At 69.7% G+C, this 24,259-nt stretch carries 29 protein-coding genes; 12 read left to right on the plus strand and 17 right to left on the minus strand.

What is annotated here, in order from left to right; genetic code table 11:
- Positions 1 to 75: 75 nt before the first annotated feature.
- From AB0D34_RS19315 to AB0D34_RS19330, 4 genes are read left to right on the plus strand one after another with little or no spacing between them, the layout of a single operon-like run.
- Positions 76 to 387: a hypothetical protein gene (locus tag AB0D34_RS19315; RefSeq protein WP_362662991.1), complete on the plus strand. Its 312-nt coding sequence runs from the start codon at positions 76 to 78 to the stop codon at positions 385 to 387.
- A complete protein-coding gene (locus AB0D34_RS19320) occupies positions 384 to 1,682 on the plus strand; it encodes a hypothetical protein (protein WP_362662992.1) in 1,299 nt (432 codons plus the stop codon). Before AB0D34_RS19315 ends, AB0D34_RS19320 begins: the two co-directional genes overlap by 4 nt.
- A 13-nt stretch (positions 1,683 to 1,695) precedes the next feature.
- Positions 1,696 to 2,412, plus strand: a complete 717-nt coding sequence (locus tag AB0D34_RS19325; RefSeq protein WP_362662993.1) for a hypothetical protein — start codon at positions 1,696 to 1,698, stop codon at positions 2,410 to 2,412.
- 4 nt (positions 2,413 to 2,416) lie between these two features.
- A complete protein-coding gene (locus AB0D34_RS19330; RefSeq protein WP_362662994.1) occupies positions 2,417 to 3,034 on the plus strand; it encodes a hypothetical protein in 618 nt (205 codons plus the stop codon).
- A 234-nt stretch (positions 3,035 to 3,268) separates the two neighbouring features.
- Here AB0D34_RS19330 and AB0D34_RS19335 read toward each other — a convergent pair whose 3' ends face one another.
- The 7 genes from AB0D34_RS19335 to AB0D34_RS19365 form a co-directional block, all read right to left on the minus strand.
- Positions 3,269 to 3,853, minus strand: coding sequence for a hypothetical protein (locus AB0D34_RS19335; RefSeq protein ID WP_362662995.1), 585 nt, complete (start codon positions 3,851 to 3,853; stop codon positions 3,269 to 3,271).
- Positions 3,850 to 4,350 (minus strand): hypothetical protein, encoded by a 501-nt coding sequence (locus tag AB0D34_RS19340; RefSeq protein WP_362662996.1) that lies wholly within the window; start codon positions 4,348 to 4,350, stop codon positions 3,850 to 3,852. The genes AB0D34_RS19335 and AB0D34_RS19340 overlap by 4 nt, the downstream gene beginning before the upstream one ends.
- The gene (locus AB0D34_RS19345; RefSeq protein WP_362662997.1) at positions 4,347 to 5,117 is read right to left on the minus strand and encodes a hypothetical protein; all 771 of its coding nucleotides are present in this window, start codon (positions 5,115 to 5,117) and stop codon (positions 4,347 to 4,349) included. Before AB0D34_RS19345 ends, AB0D34_RS19340 begins: the two co-directional genes overlap by 4 nt.
- Before the next feature lie 3 nt (positions 5,118 to 5,120).
- A complete protein-coding gene (locus AB0D34_RS19350; RefSeq protein WP_362662998.1) occupies positions 5,121 to 6,341 on the minus strand; it encodes a putative T7SS-secreted protein in 1,221 nt (406 codons plus the stop codon).
- A 64-nt stretch (positions 6,342 to 6,405) separates the two neighbouring features.
- Entirely contained in the window at positions 6,406 to 6,693 is a 288-nt protein-coding gene (locus AB0D34_RS19355; protein ID WP_362662999.1) for a hypothetical protein, read from the minus strand.
- Positions 6,694 to 6,931: 238 nt separating this feature from the next.
- Positions 6,932 to 7,525 (minus strand): hypothetical protein, encoded by a 594-nt coding sequence (locus AB0D34_RS19360; protein ID WP_362663000.1) that lies wholly within the window; start codon positions 7,523 to 7,525, stop codon positions 6,932 to 6,934.
- Between the two features lie 140 nt (positions 7,526 to 7,665).
- Complete coding sequence (locus AB0D34_RS19365; RefSeq protein ID WP_362663001.1) at positions 7,666 to 8,388, minus strand: DinB family protein; 723 nt, start codon at positions 8,386 to 8,388, stop codon at positions 7,666 to 7,668.
- 217 nt (positions 8,389 to 8,605) lie between these two features.
- On the opposite strand from AB0D34_RS19365, the gene AB0D34_RS19370 reads away from it, so the two are divergent.
- The 5 genes from AB0D34_RS19370 to AB0D34_RS19390 all read left to right on the plus strand — a co-directional run bounded on the left by AB0D34_RS19370 (position 8,606) and on the right by AB0D34_RS19390 (position 14,262).
- The gene (locus AB0D34_RS19370) at positions 8,606 to 10,324 is read left to right on the plus strand and encodes a nucleic acid/nucleotide deaminase domain-containing protein (RefSeq protein WP_362663002.1); all 1,719 of its coding nucleotides are present in this window, start codon (positions 8,606 to 8,608) and stop codon (positions 10,322 to 10,324) included.
- A gap of 79 nt (positions 10,325 to 10,403) precedes the next feature.
- Positions 10,404 to 11,033 carry an SUKH-4 family immunity protein gene (locus AB0D34_RS19375; protein ID WP_362663003.1) on the plus strand — a complete coding sequence of 210 codons (630 nt, stop codon included), beginning with the start codon at positions 10,404 to 10,406 and terminating at the stop codon, positions 11,031 to 11,033.
- Positions 11,033 to 11,605: an SUKH-4 family immunity protein gene (locus AB0D34_RS19380; RefSeq protein ID WP_362663004.1), complete on the plus strand. Its 573-nt coding sequence runs from the start codon at positions 11,033 to 11,035 to the stop codon at positions 11,603 to 11,605. The genes AB0D34_RS19375 and AB0D34_RS19380 overlap by 1 nt, the downstream gene beginning before the upstream one ends.
- Before the next feature lie 13 nt (positions 11,606 to 11,618).
- Positions 11,619 to 12,446, plus strand: coding sequence for a nucleic acid/nucleotide deaminase domain-containing protein (locus AB0D34_RS19385; protein ID WP_362663005.1), 828 nt, complete (start codon positions 11,619 to 11,621; stop codon positions 12,444 to 12,446).
- 46 nt (positions 12,447 to 12,492) lie between these two features.
- Positions 12,493 to 14,262: an AAA family ATPase gene (locus AB0D34_RS19390; RefSeq protein WP_362663006.1), complete on the plus strand. Its 1,770-nt coding sequence runs from the start codon at positions 12,493 to 12,495 to the stop codon at positions 14,260 to 14,262.
- Between the two features lie 6 nt (positions 14,263 to 14,268).
- Here AB0D34_RS19390 and AB0D34_RS19395 read toward each other — a convergent pair whose 3' ends face one another.
- The 5 genes from AB0D34_RS19395 to AB0D34_RS19415 all read right to left on the minus strand — a co-directional run bounded on the left by AB0D34_RS19395 (position 14,269) and on the right by AB0D34_RS19415 (position 17,341).
- Positions 14,269 to 14,952 (minus strand): hypothetical protein, encoded by a 684-nt coding sequence (locus AB0D34_RS19395; protein WP_362663007.1) that lies wholly within the window; start codon positions 14,950 to 14,952, stop codon positions 14,269 to 14,271.
- Complete coding sequence (locus tag AB0D34_RS19400; RefSeq protein ID WP_362663008.1) at positions 14,949 to 16,250, minus strand: putative T7SS-secreted protein; 1,302 nt, start codon at positions 16,248 to 16,250, stop codon at positions 14,949 to 14,951. The genes AB0D34_RS19395 and AB0D34_RS19400 overlap by 4 nt, the downstream gene beginning before the upstream one ends.
- The gene (locus AB0D34_RS19405) at positions 16,247 to 16,597 is read right to left on the minus strand and encodes a hypothetical protein (protein WP_362663009.1); all 351 of its coding nucleotides are present in this window, start codon (positions 16,595 to 16,597) and stop codon (positions 16,247 to 16,249) included. The genes AB0D34_RS19400 and AB0D34_RS19405 overlap by 4 nt, the downstream gene beginning before the upstream one ends.
- A 30-nt stretch (positions 16,598 to 16,627) precedes the next feature.
- Positions 16,628 to 16,972: a hypothetical protein gene (locus tag AB0D34_RS19410; RefSeq protein WP_362663010.1), complete on the minus strand. Its 345-nt coding sequence runs from the start codon at positions 16,970 to 16,972 to the stop codon at positions 16,628 to 16,630.
- A gap of 171 nt (positions 16,973 to 17,143) precedes the next feature.
- Positions 17,144 to 17,341, minus strand: coding sequence for a hypothetical protein (locus AB0D34_RS19415; protein ID WP_362663011.1), 198 nt, complete (start codon positions 17,339 to 17,341; stop codon positions 17,144 to 17,146).
- A 149-nt stretch (positions 17,342 to 17,490) separates the two neighbouring features.
- On the opposite strand from AB0D34_RS19415, the gene AB0D34_RS19420 reads away from it, so the two are divergent.
- Both AB0D34_RS19420 and AB0D34_RS19425 read left to right on the plus strand, forming a co-directional pair.
- Positions 17,491 to 19,029, plus strand: coding sequence for a hypothetical protein (locus tag AB0D34_RS19420; RefSeq protein WP_362663012.1), 1,539 nt, complete (start codon positions 17,491 to 17,493; stop codon positions 19,027 to 19,029).
- The gene (locus tag AB0D34_RS19425) at positions 19,029 to 20,717 is read left to right on the plus strand and encodes a PQQ-binding-like beta-propeller repeat protein (protein ID WP_362663013.1); all 1,689 of its coding nucleotides are present in this window, start codon (positions 19,029 to 19,031) and stop codon (positions 20,715 to 20,717) included. The genes AB0D34_RS19420 and AB0D34_RS19425 overlap by 1 nt, the downstream gene beginning before the upstream one ends.
- A 90-nt stretch (positions 20,718 to 20,807) precedes the next feature.
- Here the strand turns inward: AB0D34_RS19425 and AB0D34_RS19430 are convergent, their stop codons facing one another.
- From AB0D34_RS19430 to AB0D34_RS19440, 3 genes are read right to left on the minus strand one after another with little or no spacing between them, the layout of a single operon-like run.
- Positions 20,808 to 21,170 (minus strand): hypothetical protein, encoded by a 363-nt coding sequence (locus tag AB0D34_RS19430; protein ID WP_362663014.1) that lies wholly within the window; start codon positions 21,168 to 21,170, stop codon positions 20,808 to 20,810.
- The gene (locus AB0D34_RS19435; protein WP_362663015.1) at positions 21,170 to 22,429 is read right to left on the minus strand and encodes an amidase domain-containing protein; all 1,260 of its coding nucleotides are present in this window, start codon (positions 22,427 to 22,429) and stop codon (positions 21,170 to 21,172) included. The genes AB0D34_RS19430 and AB0D34_RS19435 overlap by 1 nt, the downstream gene beginning before the upstream one ends.
- Before the next feature lie 2 nt (positions 22,430 to 22,431).
- Entirely contained in the window at positions 22,432 to 22,755 is a 324-nt protein-coding gene (locus tag AB0D34_RS19440; protein WP_362663016.1) for a type VII secretion target, read from the minus strand.
- 219 nt (positions 22,756 to 22,974) lie between these two features.
- Between AB0D34_RS19440 and AB0D34_RS19445 the strand changes: the two genes are divergently transcribed.
- Complete coding sequence (locus AB0D34_RS19445) at positions 22,975 to 23,616, plus strand: glycine zipper domain-containing protein (RefSeq protein WP_362663017.1); 642 nt, start codon at positions 22,975 to 22,977, stop codon at positions 23,614 to 23,616.
- A 58-nt stretch (positions 23,617 to 23,674) separates the two neighbouring features.
- Here AB0D34_RS19445 and AB0D34_RS19450 read toward each other — a convergent pair whose 3' ends face one another.
- Together AB0D34_RS19450 and AB0D34_RS19455 are read right to left on the minus strand one after the other, a co-directional pair.
- Complete coding sequence (locus AB0D34_RS19450; protein WP_362663018.1) at positions 23,675 to 23,881, minus strand: hypothetical protein; 207 nt, start codon at positions 23,879 to 23,881, stop codon at positions 23,675 to 23,677.
- Positions 23,875 to 24,228, minus strand: coding sequence for a hypothetical protein (locus AB0D34_RS19455; RefSeq protein ID WP_362663019.1), 354 nt, complete (start codon positions 24,226 to 24,228; stop codon positions 23,875 to 23,877). Before AB0D34_RS19455 ends, AB0D34_RS19450 begins: the two co-directional genes overlap by 7 nt.
- Positions 24,229 to 24,259: the final 31 nt, after the last annotated feature.

Raw genomic sequence — 24,259 nt, forward strand, 5'->3', positions numbered from 1 at the left:
GAGGGGGCGGGCCGTGTCTGCGGTCCGCCCCTGTTTGTTGTCGTGAAGAGAAGCTGTCGAACGGGGAGAGAGATCGTGACGGACTACTTCAAGACCGACACCGCCGAACTGGGGCGCTTCAGAAAGACGTTGGAGGACGCGAAGGCGGAACTCGACAACGTCCGCAAGTGGATGCAGGACGTGACCGCGGAGGGCATCGGCACCAAGGAGCTGGACGACGCCTGCGCCGAGTTCCACGAGCACTGGAAGTACGGCTCCGAGCAGATCGCCGAGCTGACCGGGAAGTTCGCGGACAGCGTGGGCCAGAGCAAGGCCAACTACGACGAGGTCGACCACGCCCTCGAAGAGGGCTTCCGCAAGGCGGCGGCGCAGGGAGGCGGCAAGTGAGCTCCTATCCTTCGCTGGGCTTCGATCCGGCACCGGGCAACGTCACGGTCGTATCGGAACTGACGTCACGGCTCCAGAAGTCCGCGCAGACCATCTCCGACGCTCACAAGATGATCGAGAACCTGCGCTCGGGCGGCGACTGGGAGGGGGACGCGGCCGTTGCCTTCCGTGAGCAGCTCGACGGGGCACTGCCGACGAACCTGAAGAACGCCCACTCCTCCATCACCAGGGCGGCCACCGCGCTGGCCGACTGGCAGAAGGCGCTCGACGGCTACCAGCAGCGGGCGCGCGCTCTCGACGGTGACGCGAAGGAGGCGAAGGGGAAGATCGACACCGCGGAGGGCCAGGAGAAGACCGCTTCCGCGAACCCCGATCTCAAGCTGGCGGGCAAGACCTTCACGGACGACGCCGAGCTGAAGAACGCGCAGGCGCGGCTGGACCGGGCGACCGAGGAGCTCACCAAGGCACGCGAGGCGGTGACCAACGCCAGGACCGCCTACAGCGACGTCATCAGGAAGGCGCAGGAGCTCCAGGAGGAGCACGGCACCGACGCCCGCGGCAAGGCGCGTGTGCTGCGGGACTCCACGGACAAGCTGGCGCCCGAGGAGCCCAACTGGTTCGAGAAGGCCATGGACTGGGTCGGCGACAACCTCACCGACATCCTCGGCACGATCGCGGCCATCGCGGGCCTCGCGGCGCTCTTCTTCGCCGTACCGGTCGGCCCGATCCTCCTGCTGGTCGCGGCGGCGGCGAGCGCGGCGACGCTGATCAGCCGGTTGTCGAACCCGGTGGTGCGGGCGTCGCTCAAGGACGGGTTCACCAAGGGGGAGTTCGACGCGGACTTCTGGAGCAACGCGGTGGGTGTGGTCGGCGACAGCCTCGGCATGGTGCCGGGCATCGGTGCCGTCGCTCGCGGGGTCAACGGTGCCGCGCGGTCGGCGAGCGCCGGCGCGGAGGCGCTCACCCTGGGCGAGAAGCTGAGCAGCGCGGGCGGCAAGACCTGGCTGGCCGCGCAGCGCATCCACGCCGCCGAGAACCCGCTGACCACCTGGCTGGTGAAGGGTGCCGCCGACCCGTCCTCGGCGGCGCGGATCATCGACGTCTCGGTCTCCGGCGCGGGCGCGCTCACCGGGACGTACGGCGTGGCCAAGAACCTGTGGGACGAGATCAAGAACCCCGTCGCGGAGAACGCGGCGACCGGGGCGGACGGTGTCCGGGCCGGCAGTTTCGACGGGGCCGGCCATGGTGCCACCGCCCTGAAGACGCTGAAGATCCTGTTCGGCGCGACGCACTGAAGGAGTGGAACTCATGACCGACGACACGGACGAGTTCGAGTACGCCATCGACGAGTCGGCCATGGAGCGTGGCTGCGACCTGTGGTTCGCGCTCGCGCCCGGCTATGTGGAGGTCCCCTTCCGCGACCTGTTCGCCGATCCGGAGTCGCCCGAGGGCGCGAGGGTCGTCGAGGCCGTCAACTCCCTCCTGGAACTGGTCCCTCCGGAGCAGCAGTCCGGCTTCCTGGAGCAGCTCGCCGAGGCCCGGGCCCTGACCTCGCAGATGCGGCAGGAAGGCGTGGTGAGCTTCGCCATCGGCGCGCACGAGGGGGACGACGGCGCCATGCTGGAGTCGGTCGTCATGCTCGCCCGGCGCGAGATCCCGTGGACCCCGCCGAAGCTGGCGGCGGCACAGGCGGCGACCGCACGCGACAACGCGCTGCCGGTCTCCGTGACGGACCTGCCCTGCGGGCCCGGCGCGTTCACCGAGGCCTTGGTGGAGCTTCCGGCGGAGGCCGATGCCCGGCAGCGGTCCCTGTACGAGGCGACCGCGTACCTGCCCTTCCCGGACGGGCGGAACCTCGCGGTGCTCACCCTGACGACGACGGCCGTCGACGCCCGCGAGCACTACCGTGACATCCACCGTGCCATGGCGGAGATGGTGAGCTTCGACAATCCGCTCCCCGAGGAGTTCAAGGCGCAGATTCCCGAGTCCGAGGTCGAGGCGTCCGTGCGCGCGGTCTTCGGCTGACCCGATGGAGACAGACGCAGTGGACGTTCCCCTGACGAAGACGGCGTACGAGGACCCGGCCACCCGGCGGGCCTGGCGCCGTACGGCCGCGTTCCGACTCAGTGCCTTCGTGCTCTCGCTCGGGGCCTTCGTGGCCTGGCTGTACGCGGTGCTGCTGACGCCCGTGTGGACGCTCTGGGTCCTCTTCCCGGCCCTGTTCGTGCTGATCTACCTGGCCATGCTCAACACGGCGAGGGTCCTGGGCATCCGGTCGCTGCGCCGGATCCTGAAGGTCTACCCCTGGCAGTCGGTCCCCGGAGCCGCGTCGACCGCGAAGAACGGAACCACCAGGTTCTCCTTCACGGACCCCGAACGCCCGGACAAGACCGTCTCCCTCGGCTACGGCAGCTTCCTGGGCAGCGGTTACACCTTCTGGGTCCGGAAGGTGAGGTCCGGCGAGGTGGGCGAGGTCTGGTTCGCGGGCGACCCCCGCTTCCTGGGCGTGGTCGCCGTACCGGGCCCGCGCCGGCTGTTCGGGGTGGCCCAGCGCACGGCGGTGGACGACCGGACGTCGGCCCGCAAACGCGGCGTGAGCCCCGAGGCGCGGGAGCGGGCCCGGGCGGCGGGGGCGCGGGTCGGTTGAGGGGCTGAGCGGTTGTGGGTACGGCGGTGGCGGCGCCCGGGGTCGGGTGCCGCCACCGCCGTACGCGCACGGTCGTGGTGCGGTGGGCCCGGGCGGTCAGGTGAACCAGAAGTGCAGCAGCTCGCCGAGGCCCGGGCCCTGACCTCGCAGAGGCGGCGGGAAGGATGGCGACACCCGGGAAGGGTGCCACCACCGCCGTACGCGCACCGTCGTGGTGCGGTGGGCCCGGGGCGGTCAGGTGGACCAGAAGTGCAGCACGGCCTGGGCGTAGGCCACGCGCGGGTCCAGCTGGGAGGGGCGGAGCCTGTACTTGTCGGTGATGCCGTAGAACTTCAGCGGGGCGGGCCCGAAACCGCCGCCCGTGCGCCAGGCCGTGCGGCTGGGCAGGTGCCAGTCGATGCCGTAGCCCCCGACGAGGCTCGCCGCGTTGTAGAGGAGCGCCAGGGGCGAGAGGACGACGTACACGGCCCACGCGGGGACCGTGCCGACCCGGCCGACCAGTCGTGTGCCGTCCGGGAGTTCCAGCTCGTACCGGCGGCCGCCGGCCGGTGGGTGGAGCAGGGCGAGCACGGAGCCGTCGGGTGCCGTCACGGTCAGCGTGTGGTTCGGTCCCCGTCGGGCCACGGAGCACAGGGGCTTGTGGCCCGCCTGGTCCTCGTAGAGGGTGAACTCGGAGGCGAGGTCGTCCGGTGTGCCGTCGTTCGAGGATCCTCGTGCGACGTAGACGGGGTTCCCGCCCCGCACCTTGATGACACTCTGGAGGTTGAGGGCCGTGGTGCCCTGGGTGGCCTGCGCGTGCACGCCAAATACAGTCGTCATCGCCATCTCTCTCCGGTGACCGGCTTCAGCCAGGCAGGCAGTTGGTGATGCGGGAGTCCCGCCGCCGACAGGACCTGAAGGTACCCGTTGACCTGATCGCGGGTACCACCGCGCAGCCAGACGTGGCGCAGCCGGAACGCCCGGGCCAGCAGGTACACGCTGAGCGAGAGCAGGAGCGCCACCGGGGTGCAGAGTATTGCGCCGACCGCGGTGCCGGAGGCCGCCCAGTCGACGGTGTCGACCAGGAACCAGGCCCCGACCGCCCCGGGGGCGAGCAGCAGGCCGCCCCAAGCCCCGCGTGAGTTCATCCCGCCCAGCAGCCGGCGGTGGCGCTGGAGCATCGCCGCGACCTGCGGATCGGCCAGGTAGTCGATGCCCCGGTCGTCGCCGATCTTCCGCGCCGTCTCGGCCAGGCCCGGCACCGTCGCCAGCTGTGCGGCCCTGACCTGCAACAGGTCGAGGGCCTCGGCGGGGACGGTGCCGTCGTCGATGCTCATCCGAAGACGTCTCGCACGGACTGCGCCTGCAGGGGTGCCTGGACGCCGCTCGTCGCGTCCGTCGGGGCCTCGGGCGGAAGGTTCTCCGGCTGCTCGGGGACCGGCGCCCCGGCCGGACTCCCGCCGTCGTTGAGCTCGATGGTGTTCACGATGTTGAAGAAGAGGTCGGAGTACAGGTCCCAGTCCTGCATGCACGGGGTGCTGAGTTCGAACAGCACCAGCTCCGCCTCCTTGCGCAGCGGCAGGTAGACGGCGATCTTCCCGACCTCCACGTCCTCGGGGCGGCCGGAGTCGGTGACCTCCGCCGGGAGGGTCGTGATGTCCGCGGAGAACCGGGCCACCGCCTCGCCGGCCGCGAGCCAGACCGTCTCGACCTGGGCCTGGTCCCCTCCCAGTCCGGCGAGCTCCGCGGCCACGCTCGACGCGGTCATCTTCTGCCCGTCAGGTACGGACTCCAGCAGAGCGGCCGTCACCGTCGCGGTGCTGCGCCGCCCGTCGAGGTCGAGCAGGCAGAACCCGGCGTAGCTGACGCCGGCGTCCATCATCTGGGCGACCACCGGCAGTTGGGTCGCCGCGTACTGGAACCAGAGCTCGGGGGTGCCCTGCGGGTAGATGTCCTGGGCCAGCTCGATCAGCGCCTGGCCGACCTGCTCATCACTCTCGTAGACAGGGAGTTCGAAGAAAGCGGGCGGAACGCGGAACGTCAGGCGCTCGGTGGTGACGGTCGCGGAATCGGCCGAGCCGTCGCCGGGAAGGGTGGTGTTCATCGGTTACGCCGCTCCCGCCGCCGACATGAACGCGTTGCTGGACGGGGCGGCGGCGGGCTTGGAGCTCATCGCGTCCGACACCAGGCCGTACCCGAGGGCCGCACCCTTGACCCCCATCATCGTTCCACGCATGGTCCAGCTGCCGACGTCCAGTGCTTCGTCGCTGAGCTTCAGTCCCCTGCCGGCCAGGACCAGGCCCTTGTACATGACGCCGTCGGCCATGCCCCTGGCGATGTTGGTCGATGTCGCCATCGTGTCGGCGCTGGCGAAGACACCCTTGAGCCGGTTGCCGGTCGCCGCCGCCTTGGCCGCCTTCCCGGCCGCCGTCATGCCCTTGACCGCGCCGATGCCCGGCAGCACACCGAGCCCGGCACCGACCCAGTCCATCACCCCGACCTTCTCGCCACGGGCCGTCTTGGCGCCGTAGCCTGCGAGCGCGAGGGCGCTGGCGCCGATGGCGAGTCCGCCGAGGATCGCGCCCACGGGCGGGATCGCCATGGTCGCCAGGGAGAGGATGGAGAGGACGGATCCGATCTTGGAGAACAGGTCCGCGTGGTCGGCGAGGAAGTCCGTGAAGCCGTCCCAGGCGGCCTTCAGGCCGTCTCCGATCGACTCCCAGATGCTGATGTCCGGCGGTCGGTTCTGCGCGGCCTCACGAATGGCCTTCTCGGCCTTCGAGGACTGCTCGTTCCAGTAATTGCGCAGCGCCTCGGCGTTGTCGATGAGGCTCTGGAGGTCGGACGCGGCGTCCTTGGCCGCCGCCGAGGCCGAGTTGGCCTCCTCGGAGAGAGCCTTGGCCTGCTGCTCGGTGAGCTGCTGGAACTGCGCGCCCTCGATCTTGACGTTGACCCGGTCGACGTCGGCGTTCTTCTGGTCGAGCCGCTTGCGGGCCTCGACCGCGCGCTCCTCCAGGTTCTTGGCCTGGCGCTGCATGGTCTCGAGCTCGTCGTGCCAGCCGCGCAGTGCCCGGGAGCAGGCGGCCATCGACTCGTGGCCCTGCTGAAGGTACTTGGGCAGTTCGCCGACCTTCTCCTGGAACTTCTTGGCGGCCTCGCCGTCCCACACACCGTCGGTCCTGCCGATGCTCACGAGCATCTCGCGCATCTCGTCGAGCTCGTCGCCGACCGTCTTGACGTCGTACGCCAGCGACTCGATCGTGTGCAGATCCCCCTTGGCCGGGTTGAACGTCAGACCTGGCCAGTTGGGATCGTCGAGAATTCCCATCGTCTTCTCCCCGTTGCTTGCGGTTGCGTGTGTGCGAGGTGTCGGTGCGGTGGCGGCGCACCGGCTACTTCTGGCTGAAGCCCTTCTGCAAATCCTGGTCGGTCGTCTGGTACAGCTCGACCGTCTTCTGCAGCCCCTCGTGGAGGGTCTTGGCGGCGTCGGCGATCCGCTTGATGCCGTCGCCCCAGTCGTCCTGGAAGTCGTCGCAGGCGTTGTCGAGACCGTCCGTGCCAAGACCTGTCGGACCGACCTTGTTCAGCCGCTGCTGGGCGCCGCGCATGCGGTCGTCCACCTGGTCCAACCTGTTGATCAGGGTCTTCATCTGATCGACATCGATCTGGAAGTCCGCCATCCCGTGTCTCCCCGTAGTCGTGATCCAGTCAACGGCGGTCAGGTTATCGGAGCAGCAAGTTCCGAGGTAGCTGGGGATGTTCGCTGTCGCCAATTCGCCACACGGCTGCTCACGCCCGGTCCCACACGTGCAGCACGGCCTGCGCGCAGGCCAGCCGGTGGTCCAGACGGGGTGAGGCGAGACGGTATCTGCGACCGGTCTGGTACTCGATGACGACGTCCGGTGCGTCGGCCGAGCGCTACCGCGTCCACGTCGGCGGCTCCATCTCCCAGGCGGCCTCCTTCTTCGCCTCGCCCTTCTCGCCGAGCAGCAGCCAGATCGCTCCCTGTGCGGCCATGACCGCCCAACACAGGAAGTACAGCGGGGAGATCAGCGCGAACACCGTCCACGCCCTGCGGGTCCCGACCTCGCCGGCCGGAGATTCGCCGCCACCGGCGGGCTGCACGCTCCACCGCACGCGACGCGGCCAGGGCAGGATTCGTCCGCCACGCCGCGTGATCCGGCCGATCGGTGCGCCGTCCCCGCCGTACACCTCGTAACCGCCCTCGCCGAAGGACCGTACCGAGACCATCGGTTCGCCGTCCGGGCCGCTCACGGTGAACGGCGGACGCGCCCGGCGCCCGCCCTTCGGGGCGTCCCGGGGCACCTGGACGTACGCGAGCGGTTCACCCTGCGGGCCGGGGCCGCTCCGCCTGATGATGGCCGCGCACTCCCCCGCCTCGACCTTGTCGAACCTGTGCAGCCCCTTGTTGGAGAGCTCGATCACGGTCTCCGACGGGGCAGGGGTCTGCGGTGGGTGCTGCGGAGCCCGTGCCTGGCCGCTGTGGTTCATGGCCGCCCAACTGTCGACGCGGTTGACGATGACGACCGACAGACTGCCAAAGGTCGGTCGGCCCTGTCGCGGGGCGGTCGGCGTCGAGCGATGGGCGGGCGAATCGTGCACAGGGTGTTCACGAGATGTCCCCGAGGACGCTACAGCGGTGCTTGAAGGGACCGCGCCTGCCACAGATCCCGCAGCAGCGCGATCTCCGCCATGTGGTGGATGAGTTCCAGGTTGGACCCCCACAGCACGGAGATGTACGGCTCGTCGGGGGCGGAGCCGTACGGGTACTGGGAGAAGCCGATCGTGTCGAGTTGTTCCTCGGTGACCCGGCCGACCGCTTCGCGCCAGCGGTCGAGCAGGGACCAGAAGCGTTCCTGGGCCAGGGCCGCCGAGGGAGTGAAGTCGACCAACTCACGGGGATCGGTGAGGCGTTCGCCGAAGGTCCACTCCCACTCGCCCGCGAAGCAGGAGTGCAGGTGCCCGAGCCGCCACGCGATGGTCGTGACCGGCGTGATGTCGGGTTCCACCGGGCCGGTGTGGGCGAGGACCTCCTCGACCCGCTCGACGCTCACCTTCCAGTCCTCGGCGATCTTGGCGACGCTCATGCCGTCGGCGGCCTGCCGGGCGACCTCGGCGTACTCGCCGGCCGGGATGTCCGGGGCGCCCTGGTCGAGCAGCCAGTCGCCGGGACCGTAGGCCCTGGGTGTCACCGCCTCGCTCCGGCGCCGGATCGACCAGCAGCCGGGCACCGATTCCCAGAGGTACTCCTCGTCGCCGAGCCCCTCCAGCCGTACCTGCGCCCGCTCCCGGACGCAGTCGAACTGGTCCAGCAGTACGCCCAGTCGGTCGGTGCGTACGCGGTTGGTCTCCATCCCGGCTCCCCCTCGCGGCCACGTGCGTAAGCCACGCTCACGCGGAGGCTAACGGCTCGACCGCGGGAGGCGCGACGGATTTCCGCGCCCGCAGGTTCCGTTCGGAAAGGTCTGCGCCAACTGGGCCACATATCAAGTCAAGTGTCTCCTGGTGAACTTGTTCCCATGAACCGTTCAAAGTTACGTTTTCCCAACTGCTTTTCGAACGGGGGTTCTTGTGGGTGTAGTCCTGCCGAGCGAGCTGGATGCGGCCCTGGACCTGATAGGCATCAGCTGGCCCAACGTCGACGAGGACGACTACCGCGACATGGCCCAGGCCATGCGGGAGTTCGCCGACAGCATCGACGACGGTGCGGCGGACGCGCACCAGGCGATCACCGACCTCATCGGGGCGAACGAGGGCCTGGCGATCCAGGCGCTGGAGAAGCACTGGGACCTCGTCAAGGGCACCCATCTGACCAACCTCGCCGAGGCGGGCCGAGTGGCGGGGACCGCCCTGGACGCCGTCGCCGTACTGATCGAGGGCGCGAAGATCGCGGCGATCGCCCAACTCGGCATCCTCGCCGCCGAGATAGCGGCCGCCATCGCCGCCGCCCCGGTCACCCTGGGCCTGTCGACGCTGGGTGGCATCGCGGGTACGCAGGCCACCCGGATCGCGGTGAAGCGCATCTTCCAGGAGGTGTGCGAGGAGATCGCCGGGCGGATCATCGAGGTCGCGACGGGACCGATATTCCAGGCCCTCGGCGCGATGGCCGGCGACCTGGTGGTGCAGTTGGGCGGTAACGCCCTGGGGACGCAGAACGGCGTCGACCTCGGCCAGACCGCGAAAGCGGGCCGGGAGGGCCTGGACGAGGGCGTCGACAGCCTCAAGTCGGGCGGGGGCATGCAGCTGGCCAGCGCGGGCGGGGGCGGGGGCGGGTCGATGCAACTGGCCGGTGCCGGCGGGGGCGACGGGTCCGGCGGGTCCAGCAGCGGCGGCGGTGGCGGTGGCGGTCAGTTCAGCATGGACCTGGACTCCTACGACCGTGCGGGCAACGGGCTCAAGGGCGCGGGCGGCAAGATCCGCGACGGGGCCGGCAACAAGCTGTCCCGCGTGAAGTCCTCGCACGGCCGCGCCCGGGGCAAGGACCCGCTCACCAGCGCCCTCGACCCCATGCTGGACGAGGTCGTGGAGGGCATCAGCCGGGGCGTCAAGCGCTCCGCCGACCATCTCGGCGACAGCATGACCGACGGCCTGCGGAAGATGGCCAAGAACCACCGGGACAACGACGACGACGTCGCGACCAAGCTCCAGGGCATCAGCAAGCAGCACGTCTACCACGTGGACGACCAGGGGAAGGTCACCCGCCTCACCTCCTCGGGGCACCAGGACCTGACCGACAAGGACCGGGAGCGTCTCGCCCCGCTGAATCTCCAGAGCGACGACAACGTCGGGCGGCGGGTCGCGGGCGACTACCGGCTGCCCGACGCGGCGGACCGCAAGAGGAAGTCGTCGGAGCAGGTCGCGTTCGGCAGCACCGATCTGTCGCAGGCCACACGTATGGCACGTGATGCGAACAAGGATTACGGCCAGACGCGAAAAGGAAAGTTCTCGAGCCGGAACTACGCCGCGGCACGGTACGGCGAGCCGGGTGGGAAAAACGAGTTCATACTCGTCGGCCGGAGCAAGTGGCCCTCCTCCCACTCGGAACGTCAGGTCGGTATCCCGTTCCTCAACAATGGCACCGAGAAAGGGATGACCGAGCTCTATACCGAGCGTGAGCCATGTACGACGGGTCCAGGGGCCAAGGACTGCAGCGCCTGGATATCGGAACACCTGCCCGATGGCGTGAAGGTTTCGCACACCGTGGAGTACGGCCACACGACGGAATCGAAACAGAAGGGCAACGACGATATGGAGCGATACCTCAACGGTATCAATCCGAAAAAGAAGTAGAAATTGACCTGGGGTGGCAGCTCCCGATAAAATGCCCCGCCCAGCAGCAGTGATGGTGAAATAACCGACAGGACAGAAAATGCCCCAGCTTGTCGACCGCGCGATGATGGAGTCGGTCTTCCCCCCCGAGCGGCTTGTGACGCTGGAAGGGGGAAAGCTGCCCGCGGAACTCCACGAGTCGGCCCGCTCGGTCCTGACCGGGGTCGGCCTTCCGGACGACCGGAGTTCCTTCTTCGTGATCGACGGAGCACTCTTCGAGGGGGAGACCCCCAACCGGTTTCGCCGTTGCGCGGAACTCCGTCATTTCTCCGACTACAAGGACATGCCGGAAGGCTGGGAGAACTGGCTCGTCATCGGGGAGATCTTCGAGGACGTCGTGGCACTGAACCCCGTGTCCGGGATGGTGTATTGCCTTCCGGACGGCGAGCCCGGTACCTACCCGATCAACCAGAGCCTCGACTCCTTCGTCTACTTCACCTATCTGCTGGAGCTCGAACGCCCCAACTACGACTTCACCGTGTCGGACGAGATCCCCGATTCGGAGGGCGTCGCGGTGTCGTTGCGGGAGCGGATGATCCGGGCCGATCCACTTCCGTTCGAGGGTGTGGAGCCCGCCTGGTCGGAGGAGTTCGACTGGGAGGACGAGGACGCCCCGCGCATGCCCGCGTGGGATCTCGTCCTGTCGAACGTGTACGAGTCCATCGGCTGATGACACCCCCCATCGACCGGGAAACCCTGGAGACCGAGTTCGGTCCGGACGAACTCATCACGTTTCCCGAGGCCGTGCTGGCGAACATTCAGCACGGTCCGAGTGCGCGTTTCCTGCGTGATGTCGGCCTCCCGTCCCGCCCCAATCCCTGGTTCGACCTCGTGGACGGGAGTCCGGAGCAGACCAGGACGCTCGGCGCCTGCTACGACGACCTCCACGAGCGGTGGACCAACCTGCCCGAGGGCGCCGGGAGTTGGCTCCTGCTCGGCTCGGTCCCCTACGACGACATCGCCCTGGACGGGGTCACCGGGGTCGTCCATTTGCTGCCGGGCGACACATCCGACAGCCGCCCGCTGAACAGGGATCTCAACTCCTTCGCGCACTTTCTCCACCTGCTGGAGAAGGAGCGCCCGAACTACGACTTCGCATCGGAACAGGAGACCCTCGATCCCGAGGGAGCGGCCCGCCGGCTGACCGAGCGGATGCGGGAGATCGATCCGGAGGCCCTGGCTGTGAGCCGATCGCGCTGGCACGACATCCTGGAGTACGTCGAATTCCCCGAAGCGCGATAAGGCGGAGCCATCCATGACTGTCCCCGACAACGGCGTCCGGCACTTCCGGCAGGAGGCGACCGGTGACGCCTTCGACGTGCCCGCGAGTGTGCGCCGGCTGGCGGAGGTCGCGGTCCCCGTCCAGGTCGGGCCGTACTTCGTCACCGCCCCCGACGACGCCCTACGCCTGGGGGAGTACGCCGAGACCGCAGGCCGGCGGATCGTGGAGGAGTCCTGCCGGGACTGGGCGCGGCTCGGCTCGGACCGCGGCTTCGAGATCTGCGCCGACCCCGAGGGTGTCGTACGGGCCGTACTCCTCGACTGGGCCGAGGAGTCGAGGTTCGTGAACTCCAGCCCTGAGGCGTTCGCCGAGTCGCTCGTCGTGCTCGACCGGGCCCTCGCCGAGATCCTCGGCACTCAGGAGCCGCAGGAGGCCTCGGCCGTGTTCGCGCAGCTGGAGCAGCGGCTGAGGACCCGCGATCCGCAGGCCTTCGAGGGGCGCGAGAACTGGTGGCCGCTCGTCCTGGACGACATCCGGGACACCGCGAGCGCGGAGTGGTTCACCGCGTTCGAGATCGTCGACGGCCGGGGTGAGAAGCAGATCGTCACGCAGGCCGGCGGAATCGGCGTCCACCCGGAGGAACGGCTCTGGTCCCGGCTGCGGGCCGCGGGTGTCGAGCCGGAGCAAGTGCTGCGGATCCACACCGAGTTGGAGGCCTGCTTCATGCCGGGCCACTACTGCTCGCTGTGGCTCGGACAGGTCTTCCCCGACGCCCAACTGACACACAACTTCCCCTACGGCGAGACTGCCGAGTCCCGCGCCGAGGGCATCCGGCTGCTGAGCGAGGCCGCCGAGCAGTAGCCGCAGTAGGACACGGAGACACGGGAAGAGTGGGGAGCAGCACGCCATGACCGTCGGTGCCGTCGTACCGGACATCGCCTCCTGGCCGCCGTTGGACGACGAAGAGCGTGCTCTCGGGCGGCAGTTGCTCGACTGGGCGGCCGACGCCGGCGGGGCCGGGCCGCGGCTGTGCCTGGTGCGGGGCGCCTCGGGCAGCGGCAAGAGCCGGCTGCTCGCCTGGTTCCTGGCCGGGTCGGGCGGCCACCCGGCGACCACCGTCCACGCCACCGTCCTGGCCGAGGGGCTGACGGCCGAGTCCTTCGCCTGGGCGGCGGGGCGCCAGCTCGGCTACGGCCCGCTGGCCCCGGCGCGGCTGCTGGACCGGATGAGCGAGGACGAGCGACCGGTCCTGCTGCTCGTCCCGGATCTGCACCGGGCCGGAGCGGGCCCCGTGGATCTTCCGGCGGCGGCACCGGCGACCCTGGTCGCCGAGCTGCTGGAGCCCCTGCTGTCCCTCCCCCATGTGCGGGCGGTCGTGGAAGTCGGTGAATCCGGCCTGCTGCCCGCGGACGACGCCGAGACCATCGACGTGGGCGGCGGCACCACCGCACGCCCCCACACCGACCGGCAGTCGTTCGCGGACCTCGTCGCGACGGTCCCGCACACCGCCGACGGCCGACCGGACTGGGCCCTGGCATCCGCCCCGGTCCTCCGGCACGTCCTCGACGCCGCGCTGTCCGCCGACGACCAAGGGGCCGCCGTACGCGGCCTGTTGAGCGATCCGGGGTTCCTGGTGCACGGCTCGGTGCCCGCGCTCACCGCCGTCCTCGCCGACGAACGCATCCCCGTACCCGGGCAGTTGCGCCGGGTGTGGCGGCGTGCCGCGCCCGGGCTGACGGCCCAGGACGACGACAGCACCGGCCGCGCCGCCGTGCTGCACACCGCCGCCATGGACACCGACGCGCCCCTGACGGAGTTCCTGCGTCCCCTCGCCCAACGGCACTGGTGGTCCGCCGTATGGGCGCGACCCGACCTCCCGGTGACCGCGCTGGCGCTGCTGCCGGGCACCGGGCGCGGACTCCTGGCGGCCGACGTGACGGGGCGGTTCAGGACCTACGACGTGGACACGGGCGCCCGGACCGGCGTGCACCCCGCCTCCGGAGCGGGCTTCGTGCGGCCCGGCTCCGTCGCCCCGCGCGACGCCCGCTCGGCGCTGCTGCTCGACGACCGGGCCGACGCGCTGCTGCCGTGGGTGCCCGAGGACGATCCGACGGCGGCGATCGTGCTCGGGCACATCGCCGAGTACCACGGCTCGCAGTCCCTCGCCGAGCATGACGCCCGGGTCACCGCGCTCGGCAACGGCCCGGAAAGCCCGTACGCGGTGGTCGGCGACGGCTCCGGTGCCCTCCACCTCTGGTCCCTGACCGAGTACCAGGACACCCCGCGCTCCCTCCCGGCGCACGAGGGGCCGGTCACGGCCGTCGCGTGCCTGCCCCTCACCGACAAGGGCCTCACCCTTGTCTTCAGCGCGGGCCTTGACGGGGCCGTGCGGCTGTGGGAGACCTCGGCCGAGCCGATGCCCGAACCCGTGGAGCGGCGCGGGTCCCGGCCCACCGCGCTCGCCGCCGCCGACACCCCCGTCGGCCCGGTGCTCGCCGTGGCCTGGAGCGACGGCGAACTGCACCTGTGGCACGTGTTCTCCGGCAGAGTGCGTGTCCTGCCCCTGCTACATCCCTGCACCGCCCTCGCGCTCACACCCGAGGGGCTGCTCGTCGCCGGGGATCCCGAGGGGCTGTACGCCGTGCAGCTGCGGCTGGACGTGTTGCCGCGGATGTGACGCGGGCTATCCGAAGGGGCTCGCGCCGGCGGGCGCGCTCTTCGGAACCCGGGCCGGTTCCGGTGCCGTGAAGGAGATCCCGGCGGCCACCAGCGTGGCCAGTTCGAGGAACTCCTCCTCCGCCTCGAAGACCTCGGTGGACAGGGACACCACCACTGCCTGCGGGATCCGCGGGAAGGCGAAGTGGAACGTGGCCGTGCGGACGGCCGAGGTGCTCTCCCCCTCCACGCCGAACAGCGCTCCGGGGACCGTGACGGCCTGGTCCGCCACCACGACCGCGGCGAGTCCCGCCGGCAGCGGGACGACCGCCTTGTGCGTGTCCGGCTGGTCCGGATGGGCGCGCAGCGCGCTGTGCGGGTAGAGGTGGGGGTCTCCGGCGGGACGGTCGGTCACGGAGATCTGGCAGATCCCCGTGAGAAGCAGGTCGGCGTCCGTGCGCAGCACGAAGGAGCTGAAGTGGACCAGGCCGTCCGCGACCAGTCTGCCCAGCGCGGCCTCGAAACCGAGGGCGCTCGCGACCAGTTGCCCGGTCGTCGCGTCGGGGCAGAGCTCGGCGAGCGCCGTGTAGTGGGCTTCGAGGCGCTCTTCGGGATCGGTCGAGAGCTCGACCGGCCGGAAGCCCTCCGGCAGCGTGTACCAGAGCGGCAGCGGCAGGCCGGTGCCGGCGGCCTCCGGCGCCTGGGCCGTCACAGGGCCCTGGCCACGGCGAAGATCTTCTGGAGGGGTTCGACGGCGAGCCCGCCCGCCATGACGCCGTCGGCCGCGACGGTCGCGTTCGTGGCGGGTGTCGCCCACCTGTCGGTGTAGTCGGGGTCGAGGGTGATGGCGGTGGGCAGGGCCAGGGCTCCGGTCGCCACGGCCTGCGTGACGTCCGCGGCCATCGCGCCGGCGGCGGACGAGGAGCCGAGCTTCGCGGCGGCCCACTCGACGGGCCTGGCGATGAGCGGGTTGGACGGATCCGCGGCCTTCGCCGCCCAGTTGAAGGCCTCGCCGCCGTCCTTCACGGCCTGTGAGACGGTCGCACCGGTGCGGGCGAGCGTCTCGGCGCCCCGGGCCGCCTCGAAGGCGGTCCTGCCCCCCTCGATGGCGGCCTTCGTACCGTCGATGGCGGGGCCCACACCCGGGACCGCGCCAAGCAGGTCACCGCCGACCGTGGCCCACTCGCTCAGGTTCTTCGACGTCGGCGGCCACATGTCCTTGCCGCTTTGGACGTACTGGTAGGTGTGCTGGGCCGCCGCGGCCAGGCTGAGGCCGATGGCGATGGGCGCGAGGACGGGGCAGAAGATCGCGGCGATGCCGACCACCGTGGCCGCGACGGTGAGCAGGTCACCGCCGTGCTCGTTCCACCAGTCCTTGAACTTCTCCCAGGCCCCGCCCTCGGGGGCGTACTCGCTCGCGTACTTGCGGATCGCGTCGGCGTACTCCTGGGCCCGGTCCCCGTGCTGGGTCTCCAGCCTCTTGGCGTCGTCGATCAGGTCCTGGAGCCGGCTGCGGGCGCCGTTCAGGGTCTTGCCGGCGTTCTCCAGCCGACTGTTGGCGCTGTCCAACCGGGCCTGGGCGTTGTCCAGTTGGGCCTCGTCGGTGAACATCTGCCCGGCCAGTCGCAGATCCGGGTCCGAGCGGGCGGTCTCGTAGTCCCGCTCGGCCTGGTCGGCGCTGCGGCGCGCCTGCTCGGCGTCCGCCTCGTAGTGGCCGGCCCTGACCTTCAGGTCGTGCAGGGTGTCGCTCCACTTGGCGATCTCGCCGCCCGCGGCCTTGAGGGAGTCATGGGCACGCCGGAGATAGTCGGGGAGGTCCGTCACCTTCTCGGTGAACGCCTTGGCCGCCTCCCCCGACCACCAGGAGCTCTCCTTGGAGAGGGAGTTCAGCAACTCGTAGGTGGTCTGCAGGGTTTCGGCGGTGTGCAGCAGGTTGTTCGACAGGTTGCTCGCCAGGTGGGGGTGACCAGGCGTCGGATTCCAGCCGAGGCCGCTCCAGTCGTCGCTCACTTCGCCACCCCTGCGGTGTGGGCTCCGGCGGGGGCTCCGGCGGGGGCTTCGGTGTGGGCTCCGGTGTGCTGGAACGCGCCCTGGATCTCCTGCTCGGTCTGCTCGTACGCCTTGATGATGGCGGGAAGGGCGTCGTTGAGGACCTTGATGCGTTCCTGCGTCTTGCCGAGCCCGAACTCCCAGCCGTCCTCGAAGTCCTCACAGGCCTTGTCGAGCACGCGCTTGCCCAAATCCTTCGGCCCGGTGTCCTTCATCCGCCGCATCGCCTCGTCGAGTTGGGCCTGGCTGTCCTCGAGCTTCTTCTTCAGCTTGCGCAGTTCGTCGAGACTGACCCTGAAATCGGCCATGTTCCTTCCCCCGTCTTCCGGTCCTGCGCGTCAGTCGGAGACCCGGCGCAGGAAGAGCCACATTCCCTTGGTGCCGTGGGTCTGCCGGGCGAATCCCTCTTCCCCGGCGATGGTCTCGGCCTCTCCGGCGGAAATCCCGGGGTACCGGGCGGGATTGACCCGGATGTGCCCGCGCACGTTCGGGGCGCCGTTGCGGATCTCCCCGCGCAGTTCCTCGCGGAGCTGCCCGGGCGGGACCTGCCTGCGCCGACGCCGTGATCCGAACGCGATGAGGATGTTCACGAGCACCAGTGCGGCCACGCCGGCACCGATCCACCCGAGGGTGACCGGGCTGACGACACCACCGGGCGGGGCCGCGAGCGGAACACCGGCCATGTGCATCGGGGAAGGACCTCCAGGAGACAACGGCAGAGGGCCCGCACCCTAGCGATCCCTGGTAAGGATTCGGCCAGGTGGACAGCCGCCGGATCGTCACGTTCAAGCGTCCGTTACGTGGCCCTACCGACGCTGTTGCACCCCCGGAGGCCACGGTTCCCACACAGGAATTCACACCATCACCCCGACCGGCCCACACCACCCCCATCGGTCTTTTCCGTATGGATCACCATCTTTTTCCGCCCGGATGAGGAAGGCCGCGAGCAGCGGCACCAGCCGGAAACCGACAAGCTTGTAAGGTGTCATGAGCATTTCGGGGGAGCTTTTGATCACTTGAGCGGCATGCTCCATTTCGCTGTCGGCTCCCACGCATCATCGAGACTCACGAGACTCATGGGGAGAGGGAGTTCATGTCGTACCCTCCGCCGCCCGGAGGGCCGGGCGGCGCGTATCCACAGGGGCAGGGAGGGTGGGCACCACCTCCGCAACCGCCGCAGCCGCAGCCGCAGCCGGGTGGCGTGCCCTATCCGCCCCAGACAGCGCCGGGTCACTACGGCTATCCGCCCCAGACAGCGCCGGGTCCTTACGGCCATCCACCGCAACCGCCCACCGCGGCGCCGGGTTGGCCCACGGCACCCCACGCGCCGTATCCGCAACAGCAGCCTCCCGGCGGAGGCGGCGGAGGCGGAGGCGGCAAGGGCCAGGGCGGCGGAAGTGGCCTGAAGAAGGCCGTCATCGGCGTCGTCGTCCTTGCCGTGCTCGCCGTGCTGGGAATAGGTGGCCTCGCCGCCTACCAGGCCCTCGGCGGCGGCGCGTTGCCCACCGCGGCGGGCGATGCGCAGGGCGAGCAGCTGCTCAGCCCGGACGACATCGAGGAGCTGCTCGACGGCCGTAGCCGGGCGTTGAAGAGCGGTGACGAGGACACGTATCTCGCGCCCTTCGCCGGCGAGGCCAAGGACACGCAGAAGGACCTCTTCGAGAACCTGCGCAAGATCCCCTTCACCCAGGCCGAGTACTCCGTCCTCAAGACGACCGGATCGAGCACGAACGAGTACGGCGACGGGGCCACGATCGCCCTCGACGTCGCCTTCGTCCACAAGATCCAGGACGTGGACGTCCGGCCGGTGTCCGAGTGGTACCGGTGGATCATCAAGCGGGAGTCCAAGGACGCCGAGCCGCGGATCACCAAGGTGGGCCCCTCGCCCGGCGCCTACGGCTCCAAGGGTTATGTGTTCTACCCGGCTCCCTGGGACCTCTACGAGGACATGCATGTCGTCAAGAAGGCCCACACGCTCACGATCTCGGACAAGAAGCACGCCGCCGACACGGACCGCTACGCGCCGTACATCGAGAAGGCGGCGGCCGACGACATCTCGCTCTGGAAGGCGAACGGTCCCGAGGACACCGAGACGCCCACGGGATTCGTGACGGTCCTCGAACCGGACCGCAAGACCTACTCCTCCCTGTACGGCTCCCCGTACGTCGACTGGGAGGCCGGCCAGAGCGTGGCGATGCCCACCTTCGACGCCGGTTTCGGCGGGGACCGGAAGGACCTGGAGTACGGCGGTGCCCGGGTCAAGATGGACACGTCCGGAAGCCGTTTCACCAACGCGACGTACTGGCCCAAGCTCGTGCAGGAGATCTCCCACCACGAGTTCGCGCACGCCATCGTCCAGCCGCTGGAGGCCACCGGCACCTTCGTCACCGAGTCCAACGCCCGCTGGTGGGTGGTGGAGGGCTTCGCCGACTACGTGGCGTTCCGCTTCGACACCGAGCTCGGCGCGTGGAGCGTCCGCAACGACGTCACCGGCAAGGAGTTCAGCGGCACGCTGCCCACCTCGGCCGGGAGCGGGGGCGATGTGGGCACGGACTACACGGTCAGCTACCTGGCCATCCGGTTCATCGCCGAGAAGAGCGGCACCGCCGCCGCGCTTCAGTTCGTCGCCGACCACTATCGCGACCCCAAGCAGCTCGACCAGCAGCTGCGCGACGCCACGGGCATGGGGGAAAGCCAGTTCCAGGCCGCCTGGGCGAGTTATGTGAGGAGCCACAGCTGATGAGCACAGACGGCACGCAGGGAGCCGGCGGGGCGTACGGCGGGCAGCCTCCACCGCCCGTGCCCCCGCCGGGATACGGCTATCCGCAACAGCCTCCGGCGCCACCGCAGGCAGCTCCGCCGCAAGGTCCCCCGCCGCAGCAGTACGGCTACGGATACGGGTCCCCGCAGCAGGCCCCTCCGCCACCCGTGCCCGGGTACGGGACTCCGCAGGCACCCCCGCCCGGGTACGGAGCCCCGCAAGCGCCTCCCCCGGGGTACGGGGCTCCGCAGCAACCCGCGCAGGGCTACGGCTTCCCGCAGCAGCAGCCGTACGGCCATCCCGGCCCCGTCGGTCCTGTCGGCGCGGCGCAGCCGGGGAGCTCGCGCAAGAAGCCGGTCGGGATGATCGTGCTGCTCGTCATGGCCGTGCTCGTCCTGAGCGGGGCCGGGTTCGGGGCCTGGTACATGTTCATCGGGTCGCCGAGCAACAACGTGCTGTGGAGCGTGGAAGCCACCGAGCAGAACGGCGACGAGCCCGGCGCGGCACCCAAGGCGAACACCCGGGGCACCTGGTTCACCGACAAGGCGGTGGTCCAGACCCTGTCCAACGGTGTGAAGGCGTACGACCTCGACACCGGCAAGCAGCTGTGGGCCACGGCACTGCCCGGCGACAGCAACGAGGCGTGCGTCGCACCCGAGAACTCCTCCGGTGACATCGGGATCGTCGCCTACGGCGAGGGACAGGCCTGCGATCACGTGGTGGCCTACGACCTCGGCAGCGGCAAGCAGCTCTGGGACAAGGACCTCAAGCCCGGCGACACGACGTCGAAGGACCAGGTGTCGGTCGCGCGGGCCGGCGACGTCGTCGTCATCCACGCCGCGAAGACGACGCTGGCTTTGAAGGCGGCCGACGGTACGACGGCCTGGGATCCGAAGAAGTTCGCGACACAGGACTGCGACAGCGGCGACTTCACCGGCGGAAAGGCACTGATCCGGGTCCGCGGCTGCCAGGTCAACGACATCGACGACCCCGACTGGGGCCAGAACTGGGACGAGGTCTCGCTGATCGACCCGGCCACCGGAAAGGCGCGCTGGACCTACCACCACAAGGTCCCCGAGGACAGCTTCGGCGAGATCGAGGGCGGCGACGTCGTCTCGACCTCCCCCGTCGTCCTGCTCCGGCACGGCGACGACGGGGACGCCCTCTTCTCCCTCGACGACGAGACGGGGAAGGTGCGCAGCCAGTTCTCCCCCGCCCTGCCGGCCGAGTACGTCAGGACCGACGACTCGCTGGGCGGCCCCTGGTCGGAGGCGGGCACCTTCGGCGACACCTTCGTCATCGGCGTGACCACCGAGAAGAGCAAGGACCTGCTGGCCGCCTACGACCTCGACAGCGGCAAGCAGCTGTGGAAGACCGAGGCGGTCGAGTTCAGAGCGTTCTATCCGTTGCCGGCGGCCGGAAGCGACCGGATCCTGGCCTACCGGGCGAACAACGACAACGACGAGGGCTCCGAGCTGGTGGAGCTGGGCACGAAGGATGGTGCCGTCAAGACCGTCGTCGAGTATCCGGCGGACGTCCACAAGGGCATGTCCATCTTCGCCAGGCCCTACTGGCACGACAACCGGCTCTACGTCTCCGAGGCCCACCCGTCCGTCATCTCCGGGGAAACCCCGTACACCCTGGTGGCCCTCCCCACCACCGACTGACGGCCGGGCCGTCGTACACGAAGAGCCCCCGTCGCCCGGTTCCTGGCAACGGGGGCTTTCTTCGTACGTGCTTCGTACGTCCTTCGTACGTCAGTGAAGCGCGACGACCCTGGTCAGCCCCGAGCAGTCCTGCCCACCGGCGGGGTCCGGCTCGTACACCCAGTACAGGGCGGCGAGTTGGGCCAGCAGCAGGACGGGGACAAGGCATACGGCGACCAGGGCGAGGGTCCCCGGACGCTGCCCCCGGCGTCTCAGGAACAGCAGGAGGAACAGTGCCGTCAGGGCGCATGCGGGCGCGGCCCAGGCGGTGACGTACATGCGGGTGGAGGGGCCGAGGTAGTGGCAGTCCTGGAAGGTGTCGCCGTCGAAGGAGAAGTGGGCCGCGAGGAGGCCGGCCGAGGCGACGACCAGGACCGGGACCAGCCAGGACCATCGGTGCGCGGGTGTGTTCATCAGTACCAGTCCGGGTTGGGGCGGACGATCCGGATGTTCTGCTGCCCCTCGTGCTGCTCGGTCGCGGGGAGCCGGCCCTCCAGGCTGACGTTCTGGTACGAGTCGCTGTGCTGGGTGTACTTGATCTCGCCGTCCGGCATCACCGCGGTGACGATCGCCGCGTGGTGCGTGTTGCCCTTCTCGATGGAGTCGTTGGGCCCGGACTGCTCGTAGTAGATGATGTCGCCCGGCTTCACGTCGGAGCGCGGGACCTCGCTGCCGCCGTGCTCCAGCATGAAGTTCTGGTTGTTCTCGGCGGCGGCCCAACTGTCGGAGTACGCAAGCCGTTTGTCGACCGAGTCGACACCGGTACGGTTCCCGATCATCCACGAGTCGTCGTCGGACGTCCCCCAGATGCTGGTCTTCTCCTTCATCCCCGCGTGCAGCAGGGCGTTGGAGACGAAGTTGGTGCAGTTGTTGCCGAAGTCGGTGGGGTCGTCCTTGTCCCAGTTGGCGAGGGCGTACTCGACGAGCTTCACCCGGTCGTACTTGCCGTTGCCGCGCAACTCCCGCCGTACGTCGGCCGGGATGCCGTCGAGGTTGGCGATGGCGACCGGCTGGGCCAGCATGAAGTCCTTGCGCTGCCGTTCGGTCAGGCCGCTCCACCACTGACGGACGGTGGTCGGGTCCTCGCTGACCGGGATGTCGGACGCGAGCATCTGCATCTGGACGTGCGAGGCGTGCGTCTGAAGGTCGTTGAGCGCCTTGCCCGGATCGGTGAGCCCCGTCTGACCCGCGAGCCTGGCGAACTCCCTCGCGGCCAACTCGTCGGCGGAGGTGACCTGTTCGACGGCCTGGTCGACAAGATCCTGCACCTGTGTGCGGTACGGCCCCATCTCCTCGGCCTCGGTGCGGCTGCGCGGGGGCGGACCGGTGACCGTCCCGTCGACGCCGATCTCGAGGCCGTACTGCGTGGCGAGGTCCACCGCGGCGCGCATGGTGCTGTGCGCGGTCTCGATGGTCGTCGTCATCCCGTCCGCGACCATGTTGACCGCCAGGAGGATGTCGTAGGCCGCCTCCAACTGGTTGGCGAGCAGCTCGAATTCGGCGGCCGCGGTGGCACCGACCTCGTCGGTCCAGTTGTCCTTCAGCGGCTTCGCACCGTACTCGCGCAGGTCCTTCGCCGCGTCCAGGGAGTACTTGGCGAGGGCGTGCCACTCGTCGGCGGCAGTCGCCCAGGTCTTGGGGCGGGCGTTGTTGATCCCCTCGTACGACACCATGGTCAGGCCCTCCCGAGGTCGTGCAGCCCGGCCCGCAGCCGCGATTCGGCCTCGGCGTCCGCGCGGTCGTACCCGTCGGCGGACTCCCGCAGCTTCCGGCTCAGCTCACCCATCCTCTTGGCGAGGGAGACCATGTGCTCCTCCCACTTCTCGGCGCACACCTTGAGCTGCACCGGGCTCGTCCAGCCGTTGCCGTAGTGGGCTCCGTACACCTCGTCGCTGGTGTCGAGGGAGTGGCTGAGACGCTTCATCGTCTGCTGGGACAAGGACTCGGTGTCATCGGCCGCGGCGCGTACGCGCGCAGCGTTGATCTCGATGTCGGCCATGGACAACTCCCCCGATATGAACTGGCTGCCGGCGATCATCGTAAGGGGGGTTCGGGGGGCCTTCTCGGAACCTTCACACGTGCGCGGTCGGGGCGGAGCTGGTGAGACAAGGCTGCCGCTTCCCGCTCTTCACAGCGCCTGCTCCGACTCCCACGGCCCCCTCCTGATCTCGCTGGTAGCTTGCTCCCCCTGTCAGTCGCTTTTTCCTCGGGGGATTCCATGAGCCAGCCGCCGCCCTACCCACCGCCGCCGCAGCCTCAGCAGCAGCCGCAGGGCATCCAAAATCCCTACCTGCAGCCGGGGTACGGCCCGTCGCCCGTCCCCGGGCAGGCCCCGTCGTACCCGGCGCCTGCGTTCCCGCCGCCGCAGCCGCAGCCCTTCGCCCAGCGGCCGGCCACCGGCGGCAACCCGGTCGGCGCGATCGTTCTCGGCCTCGCGGTCTCGGTCCTCGTCTCGCTGCTCTACACCGGGCTCATCGCGGCCACGTACAAGGAACAGTCGGTCACGGTCGCCAACACCCTCTACCTGGCTCACGCGCTCGTCAACGGTGCCGTCGTGGGGGCTTTGATCGGCCGGATGGCCGGCCGCAACACCGGCGCGGCCATCGGCGCGGCGGTCACCGGCGCACTCGGCGCGTTCTTCGGCTACGTCAACGCGCTTCCGCTGATCATCGCCGTGGAGGAAACTCCCCTGGCCGCCTGGCAGTTCCTCCAAGCCGAGCCCTTCTTCCCGGCCAAGGCCTGGTGGAACGACGAGGCGTCCGGCGGCGTGGACTGGTTCTCTCCGCTCGGGCTGGTGGTCGCGGGGGTGGCGGCGTGGGGGTTGGCGTATGCGATCGGTAACAGGCGCCGTGTGATGTGACGTCGACCGACGTCTCCTGGCTCAGGCTGCCGCCGCCCTGGGCCGGAGAGCGGCTTGTTCACCGGTGGCCTTGACACTGCTGGGTCGCCGCCCCGGGTGCCATCCTGGCCATCGCCTGCAAGGTGAAGCCGACACCCGGAGCGAGCGCCCCCACCGCGGCGGTCCACCACCGCCAGGCACCGCTGTCCGGGACGAGCAGCAGGGTGGCGAGGCAGCCGAACGCCACCGCGAACCCCACGACTCCCGGCAGGGACGCGGTCACCATCCAGCCCCCCCGAGGTCCAGCAGCCTGATCCGCCGTTCGGGGTCCGGTTGCGCGGATTCGGTGAGCCCTTCCGCTACGGCCTGCCCGGCCACCCGGACCGGAACCGCGCCCGGCAGTTGCCAGCCGTCGTCACCCACCAACTCGGCGAGGACGTCACGGCCTCGACGCTGACCGGAATGCCAGAGGAGTCGGCCCTGCGCGCCGGACAGGACCGCTCCGGCTGCATCGATGCCCGTCTGGGAGTGGAAGGGGATCTTTTGACCGCGGCATTCCAGTACAAGGCACTGCAACCGGCGGGTGTTCTCCCGGTGCTTCTTCTCGTCGGCCGCCTCGGGGCTTCCGGGCAAGGGCGCTTCGGTGTGCTGTTCGGTTCCGGTG

The organism is Streptomyces sp. NPDC048420, from assembly GCF_040651535.1.
In the GTDB taxonomy this organism is placed as follows: domain Bacteria; phylum Actinomycetota; class Actinomycetes; order Streptomycetales; family Streptomycetaceae; genus Streptomyces.